Source organism: Marinobacter sp. PE14, assembly GCF_053566155.1.
Genome location: NZ_JBQXNY010000001.1, coordinates 899,277 through 911,435 on the forward strand (window position 1 = coordinate 899,277; position 12,159 = coordinate 911,435).

Consider the following 12,159-nt stretch of genomic DNA (forward strand, 5'->3'; position numbering starts at 1 on the left):
ATGACTCCGGAAACCGTTATCGACATCCTGCGCGAAGCCTTGTGGATGATTGTTCTCCTAGCCTCAGTCATCATCGGCCCGGGGCTGGTGATTGGTCTGGTGGTCAGTACCTTTCAGGCCGCCACCCAGATAAACGAGCAGACCCTGAGCTTCCTGCCGCGCCTGCTGGTTACGTTGATCGTCATCATCGTTTGGGGACCCTGGATGCTCACTCAGCTGCTGGATCATGCCAACCGGTTGTTCGGCAACATACCTTACCTGATCGGCTGACGGATGATACCGGCGGAGATCAGCGCGGATGTGATCGGCCAATGGGTCGGTCAGCACCTCTGGCCCCTGTTCCGTCTGGCCAGCTTCCTGATGGTGATCCCCATTTTCGGTACCCAGTTGGTGCCTGCCCGGGTCCGTCTCGGGCTGGCCTTGCTGATGACCATACTCATCGCGCCCATGATCCCGCCCGTTCCTCAGGTGGAAGCCCTGAGCGCCGATGCCGTGGTCATCACTCTGCAGCAGATACTCATTGGCGTCGGCATGGGCTTTGCGCTGACCGCACTCTGGCAGTTGTTCGTGATTGCCGGCCAGATGATCGCCATGCAGATGGGTTTGGGCTTTGCGTCAATGGTCGACCCGGCCAACGGCGTGAATGTCCCCGTGCTGTCCCAGATTTACACCATCACCATCACCCTGCTGTTCCTGGCCATGAACGGCCACCTGGTTGCCTTTGAAGTCTTTATCGAAAGCTTCCGGACCCTGCCCATCGGCATGGAAGGCCTGGGCCAGGCCGGGGTCTGGGAATTGGCCCACCGAATCAGCTGGATGTTTGCCTCGGCGATGCTCCTCGCATTGCCGGCGGTTACGGCCGTGCTGATCGTGAACATCGCCTTCGGCGTCATGACCCGTGCTGCACCCCAGATGAACATCTTCGCCCTCGGTTTCCCGATTGGCCTGATTTTTGGATTGTTTGCCATATGGGTGCTGCACGCCAATTTTCTGCCGCACTTCGATCAGTACGCCCGGGAGACTTTTGATTTCATGCGGGGACTGCAGGGGCAACCGTAAAGATTCATGGCCGAAGAAGACGATAACAGTCAGGAAAAAACGGAAGAGGCCACCCCCCGAAGGCTCGAAAAAGCCAAGGAGGACGGCCAGACTGCGCGCTCCAAGGAGCTGGCCACCATGGCAGTGCTCCTGGCCGGCGCCGGCGGCATGCTCGTGTTTGGCGCCAGCCTCGGTGCGTCGCTAGAAGCCATTATGCGTGACAGCTTCGTGATCGAACGCTCTGCCATCTTCGATATGCGCCACATGAGCGTCCAGCTCATCGAATCCTCCAAGGAAGCCGCCTGGGCTCTCTCGCCGATACTTCTGCTGCTGCTGATTGCCGCCATCTTCGGCTCTATCGGCATCGGAGGCCTGCTGATCAGCGGGAAGGCCGTCGCGCCCAAGCTTAATCGTATGGATCCGTTCAAGGGGTTGGGTCGCATGTTCTCCCTGCGTTCCCTGATCGAGCTGGTCAAAGCTATCGCAAAAGTCGGTCTCGTGATGGTATTGGCCATCCTCATTCTCGATCTTCGCACCGAAGATCTGCTGGCTATCGCCGAAGAACCGGTGGTGCCGGCCATGGAACATGTACTCTGGACCATCGCCTGGAGCTTCTTCCTGCTGTCCTGCGCCACCATCATCATCGCGGCGATCGATGTACCCTTCCAGATCTACGATCACCAGAAAAAACTGCGCATGACCAAGCAGGAAGTGAAAGACGAGTACAAGGACACCGAGGGCAAGCCGGAGGTCAAAGGCAAGATCCGCCAGCTCCAGCGTGAAATGGCCCAGCGCCGGATGATGCAGGACGTGCCCACCGCAGATGTGGTGATCACCAACCCGACCCACTACGCCGTGGCGTTGAAATATGACCAGAAAGCCAATGCTGCGCCGATTGTTGTCGCCAAAGGCGCCGATGAGATTGCTTTCAAGATCATGGAGATTGCCAGGGAGAACAAAGTCGAGATCCTGAGAACGCCGCCGCTGACCCGGGCGGTGTACCACAACACCGACATCGGCGAGGAGATTCCCGATGGCCTCTACATGGCCATTGCCCAGGTGCTCGCCTATGTTTTCCAGCTGCGGCAGTTCCGCAAGGGGCGTGGGCCTAAGCCTGGTATGCCGGAGTTCCCGATTCCCTCGGATTTGCGGCGCGACGTTTAGTTTGGAGTTGGGTTCCTGAAAGTAGCCTGCGGGTTTGGGTGCTGGCGGGTTGTCGGGTGGGCCTCCCAAAAACCGCTACGAGCACATCCATGTGCGCTTGGCGTCGGCCATCCATGGCCGCCGACATTTTTGGGAGGCCCACCCGACAACCCGCTTCTGAGCCATTCGATATCGCATTAAAACCGAGAATCGTAGGCTCGATTACGGCTGCGCCTAATCCAACCTGCGTTTTAATCCTGGTTAATGGCGAGACTTTCAACCAGGCAAAAATAAATCCAGAGCGATATCTGGAGGTTATGACAAGTGGTGGTGGAAGGCCTTTCCAGGACTGTCTGTGGCCATGGATGGCCACAGCCAAGCGCACATGGATGTGCTCGTAGCGTGTCCTGGAAAGGCCTTTCACCACCACGCATCCCTCAAACTAGCAGGCTGCAATTCCAGAAAGTCAGCAGCCAGCCTCAATAACCCGAACCATCGGCTTTCCGCGACTTTCGGGGATTGGCAGAATCCCATACCAGGATCGCGGATCGTGCACTGTGGCGGAGGCAAACCCACAGGACAGGAAATGCTCCCTTGCCTCTTCGTCGGTCTTGAAGTGGAAAGATACCTCGCTGCGGGTGACGGCCCCGAGGACGCCACCAAGTGCTTTTAGGGTAGTGTTCAGGAACGGCTGGCGGGGCTGGTAGTAGCTTTCGGAGAGGTAAACCGAGCCCGGGCGTTTGGCCATGGCGGCGGCCAGCCGGCGCCAGAAATCGGAAATCGTTTCCAGTGAAAAATAGCTGGTCAGGCCTTCGGTGACGATGATCACCGGCTGGCTGTTCTCGAATACGCGGTCGATCACTTTTTCCAGCTGATACTCGCCATAGTCGGCGAGGATATCGATGGGTGTAACCTGATGGTGGTCGCCGAGGCGGCCCGTGGCCATCAGGCGCAGTGCTTTGCGAGCCGCCATGTCGGGCAGGTCGGCTTCGACCATGTGGAGCAGGGGGTGTTTCTGCCGTAAGCGAATCCCCCGGGGCGACATGCCGCAGGCGATTTCCAGCACTTGTGTAATGCCCTTGTCGCGGATGGCCTGATCAATCAGGTGGTCGATAATCAGATGTCGTTGCAGCAGGAAGGTGCGGATGTTTCCGCCGATGGCCGCCTGACTGGCGGCTTCGAACGGGGTCATCAGGCGATAGAGCCAGCGGCCTTTTTCCGTGACGAGGGTGTCGTCAGAAAGCCCGTACCGGTGCCAGACGGCACCGGTATACAGGGCGGTAAAACTGATGCCGGAGCTGTCAGTCGGCTTTCTGCTCATAAACGGCTTTACCCCATGCCTCGCGGCTGCCGGGGAGTATCAGGTTCAGGATGATGGCAGCCACTGCACACAACGCGATGCCTTCCAGGTGCCCGAGCACCATGCCGCCGATACCGAACACCAGGGTAACGCCCACGATAACCAGATTCCGCGACTGTGACAGATCCACCTGGTGGCGGATCAGTGTGTTAAGGCCAACCACGGCAATGGAGCCGAACAGCAGGCAAAGGATGCCGCCCATGACGGGCACCGGGATGGTTTGCAGTGCTGCGCCGAATTTGCCAACGAATGCCAGCACGATGGCTATGCAGGCAGCCCACCACATGACCTTCGGGTTGAAGTTCTTGGTCAGCATAACCGCGCCGGTGACTTCCGAGTAGGTGGTATTGGGCGGCCCGCCGAGCAGCGAGGCAGCGCTAGTGGCCAGGCCGTCACCCAGGAGGGTGCGGTGCAGGCCCGGCTTTTCCAGATAGTTCTTGCGGGTCACGTTGCCGATGGCCAGCACATCACCAATGTGTTCGATGGCCGGGGCAATGGCTACGGGGATCATGAACAGCACGGCGCCCCAGCTGAATTCCGGCGCAACGAAGTTGGGAACGGCGAACCAGGCGGCTTCCTGGATTGGCGTGGTATCGACAATGCCGGCAAACGCGGAGAGGACGTAGCCGGTGATAACGCCAAACATGATCGGAATCAGCCGGAAAATGCCCTTGGACCAGACCGACATGATGATGGTTACGGCCAGAGAGATCATGGCGATCCAGATGGCAGTGTCGTAGGGAATCAGCTGGTTTGCGCCATCACCGGTGCGGCCGGAGGCCATGTGAACGGCAACCGGTGCCAGGCCGAGACCGATCGTCATGATCACCGGGCCGATAACCACCGGCGGCAGCAGGCGGCGGACAAAACCGGTGCCCCGCAGCCGGACCAGTCCGCTGAGGAAAATATAGAGAATACCCGCCGCCATCAGGCCGCCAAGAGTTTCTTCCATGCCGAATTTGCCTTTGGAAGCAATCACGGGAGCAATGAAGGCGAAGGACGACGCCAGGAAAATCGGGATCTGGCCGCCTGTCACCACGTGGAAGATCAGGGTGCCGAGCCCGGCGGTGAACAGGGCCACGTTGGGATCCAGCCCGGTAATTAGTGGCATCAGAACCAGCGCGCCAAAGGCCACCAGCAGCATCTGGGAGCCGGCAATGGCCTGTTTCCAGATCGGATCGTTGGATTGGTCCTGCATTCTTAAACGTCCTTCTGCTTGGTGCCGAAGATTTTGTCTCCGGCATCGCCGAGACCCGGAAGGATGTAGCCTTTGTCATTGAGGCGCTCATCAACGGAGGCGGTGTAGATGGATACATCCGGATGCTTCTCAAGCACCTTTTCAACACCTTCAGGCGCTGCGACCAGAACCAGGGCCCGGATCTCGGTGCTGCCTGCTTTCTTGAGCAGATCAATGGTGGAGATCATGGAGCCACCGGTGGCGAGCATCGGATCGACGATCACGGCCATGCGCTGGTCCAGTTCGCCCACCAGCTTTTCAAGGTAGGTGCTGGCCTCGAGGGTTTCCTCATTGCGGATCTGGCCGACAACACTGACCCGGGCCACCGGAATCAGGCTGAGGACACCGTCAAGCATGCCAAGGCCGGCCCGCAGGATTGGAACGATGGTGACTTTCTTGCCGTGAATCTGCTCCACGTTAACCGGCCCTGCCCAGCCTTCGATGGTCTTTTCCTGCAGATTGAAGTCTTTGGTGGCCTCGTAGGTCAGGAGTGCACCGACTTCCTGTGCCAGCTCCCGGAAATTCTTGGTGCTGATATCCGCACGGCGCATGATGCCGAGCTTGTGGCGGATAAGAGGGTGTTTTACCTCGTGGATTGGCATGGGGTCACCTGTGTGTCTGGTTGGAGTTTTGGCGTCGCGATCAAATGGCGCAAGGATACCGCATCTGGCAAGGCGAGTCAGGCCGCAAATGGCTTCTTAACGGAAATCCCCTAAGGGGTGGTACGGATCTTGCGATAACCCTTCCAAACGACGCTCCGGTGTCAGATTTTCGACCTTCAAAACGCCTGCAGGCGCGGCCAATCGGAGAAGTATCCGGCATGGACAGAGCTTTAGTCCTCAATAACGTCAAAACCCTGACGCGGGGCAATCTGGGCATTCCCATCATGCTGATGGGCTTGCTGGGCATGATGATTCTGCCCATGCCGGCGTTCCTCCTGGACGTGTTCTTTACCTTCAACATTACCCTGTCGATTGTCATTCTGCTGGTGTGTGTTTACGCCTTGCGGCCGATGGAGTTTGCGTCCTTTCCCACAGTCCTGCTGGTGGCCACACTTCTGCGTCTCGCCCTGAACGTAGCCTCCACCCGGATTGTGCTGCTTAACGGCCATGAAGGCGGTGACGCAGCCGGTAAAGTGATCGAATCCTTCGGCGCCGTTCTGATCGGCGGCAACTACGCCGTGGGTCTGGTGGTGTTCGCGATTCTGATGATCATCAACTTCCTGGTAGTGACCAAGGGTGCCGGCCGCGTGTCCGAGGTGAGCGCCCGTTTTACCCTGGATGCCATGCCCGGCAAACAGATGGCGATTGATGCGGACTTGAACGCCGGCCTGATCAATCAGGAGGAGGCCAAGCATCGTCGTTCCGAGATTGCCCAGGAAGCGGATTTCTACGGCTCCATGGACGGTGCCTCCAAGTTTGTTAAAGGCGACGCCATTGCCGGCCTGCTGATTCTTGCCATCAACATCATCGGCGGTATTGCCATCGGCATGCTCCAGCACGGCCTGGATTTCGGGTTGGCGGTGGAGCGCTATGCGCTGCTGACCATTGGTGATGGTCTGGTGGCACAGATTCCCTCGCTGCTGTTGTCCACGTCCGCTGCGATCATGGTTACCCGGGTAACCTCCAGCCAGGATATGGGCGGCCAGATCCTCCAGCAGATGTTCAGCGCGCCCAAGGCCCTGTCCATTGCTGCTGCGATCCTGATTATCCTTGGCCTGATTCCTGGCATGCCCCACGTGGCCTTCCTTGGCCTGGGCGCCTTGGCTGGCGGCGCTGCCTGGTATATCTGGAAGCATCAGAGACAGACCGTTGAGGAAGAGGGCGCATTCCCGGTGCGGGGCGCTGGCGGTGCGGCTCCACGACCGGCGGGGCGTGATCTGCCGCCAGGCGGCGATGCAGGCGGCGACCAGGGTCGTCAGCTACCGGCCCCCGGAGAGACCAAGGAGCTGGGCTGGGACGACGTCTCCACTGTCGATATTGTCGGTCTGGAAGTGGGTTACCGACTGATTCCGCTGGTGGACAAGTCACAGGGTGGCCAGTTGCTCAGCCGTATCAAGGGTGTTCGTAAAAAGCTGTCCCAGGATCTCGGCTTCCTGATGCCCTCGGTGCACATTCGAGACAACCTCGATCTGATGCCCAACGTCTATCGCATTACCCTGATGGGCGTGACCATTGCCGAGGCCGAAATCCATCCGGACCGCGAACTGGCCATCGACCCCGGTCAGGTATTCGGAAAGATAGAGGGCATTGAAGGCAAGGATCCGGCGTTCGGTCTGGATGCCAGCTGGATTGAGCCGGACAAGAAAGACCAGGCCCAGACGCTCGGCTACACCGTGGTCGATGCCAGTACGGTGGTCGCCACCCATCTGAACCAGGTACTGCAGAAACACGCCCACGAGCTGCTGGGCCACGAGGAAGTCCAGAAGTGGCTGGATCAGCTTGAGAAGATTTCTCCGAAGCTGGCCGAGGAGCTGGTGCCTACCACCGTTTCCATCAGTCTGCTGCTGAAAGTGCTCCAGAACCTCCTCAAGGAAGAAGTGCCGATCCGGGATATGCGGTCCATTGCCGAGGCCATCGTGAACGTGCATCCGAAGAGTCAGGATCCGAAACTGTTGACCACCGTTGCGCGGCAGTCCCTGCGCCGCATGATTGTCCAGAGTATCTGCGGCAACGAATCGGAGATACCGGTAATCACCCTGGACCCGGATCTGGAACAGTTATTGCTAAAGTCAGTTCAGCAGAGTCAACAATCCGGCGGACAGGAAGATATTGGCCTGGTCCTGGAGCCGAATATGGTTGAAAAGCTCCAGCGCTCGCTTCAGGAGAGCGTCCAGCGTCAGGAAATGCTCGGCAAGCCGGCCATTCTGCTGGTGTCCGGGCCCCTGAGGCCGGTGCTGGCGAAGTTCGCCAGCTACGGTGTAGAGCGCCTGCATGTGCTCTCGTACCAGGAAATTCCGGATAACAAACAGATTACGATCGTGGCGTCCGTTGGCCAGTAACGGCGCGGATGACAGAGCGGACAGCGCCGGCACGGCGTTGCCGGTGGAGGAAGAGGCATCATGAAAGTAAAACGGTTTTTTGCTCAGACCATGGCCGAGGCGCTCAAGCAGGTCAGTGAACAGATGGGGCCGGACGCCGTGATCCTTTCCAACCGTCGGGTCGATGGCGGCGTCGAAATCGTGACGGCGTTGGACTATGACGAGAACATGGCGCGCCAGCGACTGGGCAACCAGGCGGAAGAAGCCACCAACGGGTCCCGCCTTGCCGAGATGCAGGCCGACCAGCATAGGCGTCTTGAAGACGAGCTGGGCCGGTCCCGGGATCGCATCCGTGAAGTCCGGGAAAAGCGGGCATCCCAGGGCACGAGCTACGCCGGCTCGTCGTTCGCTGCCGTTCAGGAAGAGGTGAGCGGTGGTTTTGGTGACATTGAACCTCTGCCGCAGGCGTCTCGAGAAGCCTATTCCGATGAGCTGGCGCAGATGCGGGCCGAGATCAGCTCGCTCAGAGACATGATGCAGGGCCGGAAGCCGCAACCAGAGCCGGAGGTTTCTGCGACCACCGCCGTGCAGCAAAGGCTTGCCGAACGCTTGCAGGAATTCGGCCTCGGCAATGATCTGGCGGGGTCAATTTCCCGTCGTCACAAGGCGGGGCGACTGGAAGACGGTTGGAAACAGTCCCTCAAAATGCTGTGTACGGGCGTCCGGACCTCTCGCATGGAGTGGCTGGATGAGGGCGGCGCCTACGCGTTGGTGGGTCCGACAGGCTCCGGGAAAACCACCACCATCGGCAAGCTCGCCGCTCGCTACGTGCTCAAGCATGGCTCCGATTCCGTGGCCCTGGTTACCACCGACCGCTATCGGGTGGCGGCGCACGAGCAGTTATTTGTGTTCGGTCGCATTCTGAATGTGCCGGTTCGGGTCGTGGATGAGAGCCACAGTCTGGACGATATTCTGGACGAGCTGTCAGACCGTCATCTGGTGCTGATTGATACCGCCGGACTGACCAGTGCGGACAAAGGCTATCAGGAACAGCTGGCCGAACTGGCTCGCAGCCATCACAATATCAAGACCCATCTGGTTGTCTCGGCAACCAGTCAGCCTCGCATCATGAAATCCGTCTGGCATTGCTATAAGATGGCAAATCTTGCGGGCTGTGTGATGACCAAAATCGACGAGGCCCTGACGCTGGGCGAGTCTCTCGGGTTTGTGATGGAAACCGGTCTGCCGGTAGCCTATTACACAGACGGGCAGAAGATTCCTGAAGACCTGCACCACGCAGAAGCCGTTCCGCTGGTGCGGCTGGCCGTGGATCGGCTGAAAACACTCCAGCAACAGCAAGCGGTCGCAGAGGGCCTGAAAGAGCACGCCTGAGACCGGACAGATTGACAGCAGGCGTCGGAGAAACAGCCGGCGAAACGTGGCGAGAGACCAAAAACAGTATGAGCAGAGCACATCCGGTACAGGTGATAGCAGTTTCCGGCGGAAAGGGTGGTGTCGGCAAGAGTAACGTGTCGGTTAACCTCGGAATTGCCCTGGCGCAGAAAGGCCGGAGAGTGGTGCTGCTCGACGCCGACCTTGGGCTGGCCAATATCGATGTATTGTTGGGCATTACCGCCAACCGTAACCTCCAGGATGTTCTGGCAGGCGACTGTGATCTCAAGGACGTTCTGGTGAATGGTCCCGGCGGCATCAAGATTGTCCCAGCCTCTTCCGGTACCCAGAGAATGACCCAGCTTAGCCCCATGGAGCATGCCGGGTTGATTAACGCGTTTAGTGAGCTTGGGGACCAGATTGATGTTTTGATTGTGGATACCGCTGCCGGTATCTCCGAATCGGTTGTCAGTTTTCTCAGGGCATCCCAGGAGTTGTTGCTGGTGGTGTGTGACGAGCCCACGTCCATTACCGACTGTTACGCCCTGATCAAGCTCATGAACCGCGAGTACGGTACGAATCGGTTCCGCATTCTTGCCAATCAGGTCCGGAATGAGCAGGAAGGCCGGCATCTGTTTGAAAAACTGACCCGGGTCACCGAGCGCTTCCTCGATGTGGCACTACAATACGTTGGAATAGTCCCCTACGATGAGGCTGTGAAGAAAGCCGTTCAGCGACAGCGTGCGGTGCTGGATGCCTATCCCAGGGCGAAAGCTTCACTGGCCATCAAGGCGCTGGCGGACAAGGTAGATAGCTGGCCGTTGCCGTCCTCTCCCCGCGGGCATCTGGAATTTTTTGTGGAGCGGCTCGTCGAAGTCTGAATCGGATCCAGTCAAACAAAAAACCGGATACATGACATTGGCGAAAAACCTCGGAATCTATAACCAGTCAAGTGCGCAGAAGCCGGCTCAGCTCATTGAGCAGCACGCGCCGCTGGTCAAGAAAATTGCCCTTCACCTGTTGGCCCGCCTGCCGGCGTCCGTCCAGCTTGAAGACCTGATGCAGGCCGGCATGATCGGTCTGCTCGAGGCCGCCCAGCGTTACAGCTCCACCAAAGGTGCTACCTTCGAGACTTACGCCGGTATCCGGATTCGCGGTGCCATGGTGGACGAAATCCGCAAGGGTGACTGGGTGCCACGCTCTGTGCATCGCAACGCCCGTCGCATTTCCCAGGCCATCAAGGCCGTTGAAGATCGACTCGGCCGAGAAGCCCAGGACCAGGAAGTGGCCGAAGAGTTGGGTATGGGGCTGGCCGAATATCACTCCTACCTTTCCGATTCCAACAGCGGTCGACTTTTTAGCCTCGACGAGCTCAATGAATCCGGAGAGCTGCCGATAGAACAAACAGAGACGCAGGATAATCCCCTAGAGGGATTGTCCTCCGATGCCTTCCGGCGCAGCCTCGCTGAGGCGATTGAAGACCTGCCGGAGCGGGAAAAGCTGGTGTTGAGCCTTTACTACCAGGAAGAACTGAACCTCAAGGAGATTGGTGCGGTGCTTGGGGTCAGTGAGAGCCGGGTAAGCCAGATTCACAGCCAGGCAGCCCTGCGCCTTCGAGGCCGGCTCTCGGATTGGCGCCAGGAATCGGACAGCTGACAGCGTTCAGTCTGTGTCGGCAACGAGGTAGTCTGTAGTTTTTGGTAACCGATGCTTTACAACCGAAGCAAAGGTCTGACAATAAGCGGTTAAAACAGCGGCCTGCTAGACTTTGAACGCAAAGGTCAAACGAATTCCGGGTGTTACTAACTGGAGGTCCCATTGGACAAAAACATGAAAATCCTCATTGTGGACGACTTCTCCACAATGCGACGGATCATCAAGAACCTGCTGCGTGATCTGGGCTTCACCAACACCGATGAAGCTGACGACGGCAACACAGCGCTGCCAATGCTTAAAAGCGGCAAATACGATTTTCTGGTGACCGACTGGAACATGCCGGGCATGTCAGGCTTCGATCTTCTCAAGGCCGTTCGGGCGGACGAGAATCTGAAAACCCTGCCGGTATTGATGGTAACCGCTGAGGCCAAGCGCGACCAGATCGTTGCCGCTGCCCAGGCGGGCGTGAACGGTTATGTGGTCAAGCCGTTCACCGCTGCCGTGCTCAAGGAAAAGATTGAGAAAATCTTTGAAAGAATCCAGTAACCAGAGGTCGGATGGCTCTCATGAGCGATAGCAGAAAGAACCATCGGGGCCTTGAACCGGAGGTGACGGAAAAGCTCCAGCGGCAGGCAGCAGAACTGGCCGAGAGTGTTGATGCGGGTGATTATGCCAAAGCCATGACCCTGATCAATGAACTCAGCGAGGTCAGGGATCAGAGTCTGTATCGTGAGGTAGGGCGATTGACCCGGAGCCTGCACGAAGCAATCCGGAACTTCCAGATTGATCCCCGTAACGCCGAACAGCAGGAAGCACTGTCCATGATGACAGATGCCTCCGATCGTCTCGAATACGTTGTGCAGATGACGGGCGAGGCAGCCAACCGGACCATGGATCTGGTTGAGGAAACCATGCCGCTGGCCAATGCCCTCAGAGACGAGGCCGCCGCGTTGCGTGATGAGTGGCAGCGCCTGCGTCGCCGGGAAATGCAGCCGGCCGAGTTTCGCGAGCTGTACGGCCGGATTGATCGATTTTTCGCCAGCATGGCGACCGATGCCGACACCATGTACAGCAACCTGTCGGAAATACTGCTGGCTCAGGACTATCAGGATTTGACGGGGCAGGTCATCCAGAAGGTCACCGCCCTGGTGAAAGAGGTTGAGGAGCAGATGCTCAGCCTGGTGGTGATGGCCAGTCATGTGGACCAGCTCACGGGCACGGTGCACCAGATTGAAGAAAAAGAAGAGTCTGCAGAGAAGGGCGTCGGGCCCCAGATCAAGGCCGATGAGCGTGAAGATGTAGTTTCGGGACAGGACGACGTAGACGACCTGTTGTCCAGTCTCGGTTTCTGAA

At 58.4% G+C, this 12,159-nt stretch carries 12 protein-coding genes; 9 read left to right on the plus strand and 3 right to left on the minus strand.

What is annotated here, in order from left to right; translation table 11 throughout:
* From fliQ to flhB, 3 genes are read left to right on the plus strand one after another with little or no spacing between them, the layout of a single operon-like run.
* A complete protein-coding gene (fliQ, locus tag ACWJ62_RS04305) occupies positions 1–270 on the plus strand; it encodes a flagellar biosynthesis protein FliQ (RefSeq protein ID WP_148609633.1) in 270 nt (89 codons plus the stop codon).
* 3 nt (positions 271–273) lie between these two features.
* Positions 274–1,059 carry a flagellar biosynthetic protein FliR gene (gene fliR, locus ACWJ62_RS04310; RefSeq protein WP_449285075.1) on the plus strand — a complete coding sequence of 262 codons (786 nt, stop codon included), beginning with the start codon at positions 274–276 and terminating at the stop codon, positions 1,057–1,059.
* Positions 1,060–1,065: 6 nt separating this feature from the next.
* Positions 1,066–2,202 (plus strand): flagellar biosynthesis protein FlhB, encoded by a 1,137-nt coding sequence (flhB, locus tag ACWJ62_RS04315; RefSeq protein ID WP_449285076.1) that lies wholly within the window; start codon positions 1,066–1,068, stop codon positions 2,200–2,202.
* A 445-nt stretch (positions 2,203–2,647) separates the two neighbouring features.
* Here flhB and ACWJ62_RS04320 read toward each other — a convergent pair whose 3' ends face one another.
* Genes ACWJ62_RS04320 through upp form a run of 3 tightly spaced genes read right to left on the minus strand, consistent with a single transcriptional unit; the run spans position 2,648 to position 5,380 of the window.
* Positions 2,648–3,502, minus strand: coding sequence for a class I SAM-dependent methyltransferase (locus tag ACWJ62_RS04320; protein WP_449285077.1), 855 nt, complete (start codon positions 3,500–3,502; stop codon positions 2,648–2,650).
* Positions 3,483–4,739 carry a uracil-xanthine permease family protein gene (locus ACWJ62_RS04325; protein WP_449285078.1) on the minus strand — a complete coding sequence of 419 codons (1,257 nt, stop codon included), beginning with the start codon at positions 4,737–4,739 and terminating at the stop codon, positions 3,483–3,485. Before ACWJ62_RS04325 ends, ACWJ62_RS04320 begins: the two co-directional genes overlap by 20 nt.
* A gap of 2 nt (positions 4,740–4,741) precedes the next feature.
* Positions 4,742–5,380: a uracil phosphoribosyltransferase gene (gene upp, locus ACWJ62_RS04330; RefSeq protein WP_449285079.1), complete on the minus strand. Its 639-nt coding sequence runs from the start codon at positions 5,378–5,380 to the stop codon at positions 4,742–4,744.
* A gap of 218 nt (positions 5,381–5,598) precedes the next feature.
* Here upp and flhA point away from each other — a divergent pair, with 218 nt between their 5' ends.
* The 6 genes from flhA (at position 5,599) to ACWJ62_RS04360 (ending at position 12,158) form a co-directional block, all read left to right on the plus strand.
* Positions 5,599–7,779 carry a flagellar biosynthesis protein FlhA gene (gene flhA / locus ACWJ62_RS04335; protein WP_449285080.1) on the plus strand — a complete coding sequence of 727 codons (2,181 nt, stop codon included), beginning with the start codon at positions 5,599–5,601 and terminating at the stop codon, positions 7,777–7,779.
* 60 nt (positions 7,780–7,839) lie between these two features.
* Positions 7,840–9,150: a flagellar biosynthesis protein FlhF gene (gene flhF, locus ACWJ62_RS04340; RefSeq protein ID WP_449285081.1), complete on the plus strand. Its 1,311-nt coding sequence runs from the start codon at positions 7,840–7,842 to the stop codon at positions 9,148–9,150.
* 68 nt (positions 9,151–9,218) lie between these two features.
* A complete protein-coding gene (locus ACWJ62_RS04345; RefSeq protein ID WP_088559149.1) occupies positions 9,219–10,031 on the plus strand; it encodes a MinD/ParA family protein in 813 nt (270 codons plus the stop codon).
* Between the two features lie 31 nt (positions 10,032–10,062).
* Positions 10,063–10,806, plus strand: a complete 744-nt coding sequence (locus ACWJ62_RS04350; RefSeq protein WP_449285082.1) for an RNA polymerase sigma factor FliA — start codon at positions 10,063–10,065, stop codon at positions 10,804–10,806.
* A gap of 162 nt (positions 10,807–10,968) precedes the next feature.
* Positions 10,969–11,352: a chemotaxis response regulator CheY gene (cheY, locus tag ACWJ62_RS04355; RefSeq protein WP_008173086.1), complete on the plus strand. Its 384-nt coding sequence runs from the start codon at positions 10,969–10,971 to the stop codon at positions 11,350–11,352.
* Between the two features lie 20 nt (positions 11,353–11,372).
* Positions 11,373–12,158, plus strand: coding sequence for a protein phosphatase CheZ (locus ACWJ62_RS04360; RefSeq protein ID WP_449285083.1), 786 nt, complete (start codon positions 11,373–11,375; stop codon positions 12,156–12,158).
* Position 12,159: the final 1 nt, after the last annotated feature.

Bases quoted from the DNA above. Each gene is read 5' to 3' on its own strand.
- fliQ (WP_148609633.1), top strand. From the start codon at position 1: ATGACTCCGGAAACCGTTATCGACATCCTGCGCGAAGCCTTGTGGATG.
- ACWJ62_RS04320 (WP_449285077.1), bottom strand. From the start codon at position 3,502: ATGAGCAGAAAGCCGACTGACAGCTCCGGCATCAGTTTTACCGCCCTG.
- flhB (WP_449285076.1), top strand. From the start codon at position 1,066: ATGGCCGAAGAAGACGATAACAGTCAGGAAAAAACGGAAGAGGCCACC.
- fliR (WP_449285075.1), top strand. From the start codon at position 274: ATGATACCGGCGGAGATCAGCGCGGATGTGATCGGCCAATGGGTCGGT.
- flhA (WP_449285080.1), top strand. From the start codon at position 5,599: ATGGACAGAGCTTTAGTCCTCAATAACGTCAAAACCCTGACGCGGGGC.
- ACWJ62_RS04350 (WP_449285082.1), top strand. From the start codon at position 10,063: ATGACATTGGCGAAAAACCTCGGAATCTATAACCAGTCAAGTGCGCAG.
- flhF (WP_449285081.1), top strand. From the start codon at position 7,840: ATGAAAGTAAAACGGTTTTTTGCTCAGACCATGGCCGAGGCGCTCAAG.
- ACWJ62_RS04345 (WP_088559149.1), top strand. From the start codon at position 9,219: ATGAGCAGAGCACATCCGGTACAGGTGATAGCAGTTTCCGGCGGAAAG.
- ACWJ62_RS04360 (WP_449285083.1), top strand. From the start codon at position 11,373: ATGAGCGATAGCAGAAAGAACCATCGGGGCCTTGAACCGGAGGTGACG.
- ACWJ62_RS04325 (WP_449285078.1), bottom strand. From the start codon at position 4,739: ATGCAGGACCAATCCAACGATCCGATCTGGAAACAGGCCATTGCCGGC.
- upp (WP_449285079.1), bottom strand. From the start codon at position 5,380: ATGCCAATCCACGAGGTAAAACACCCTCTTATCCGCCACAAGCTCGGC.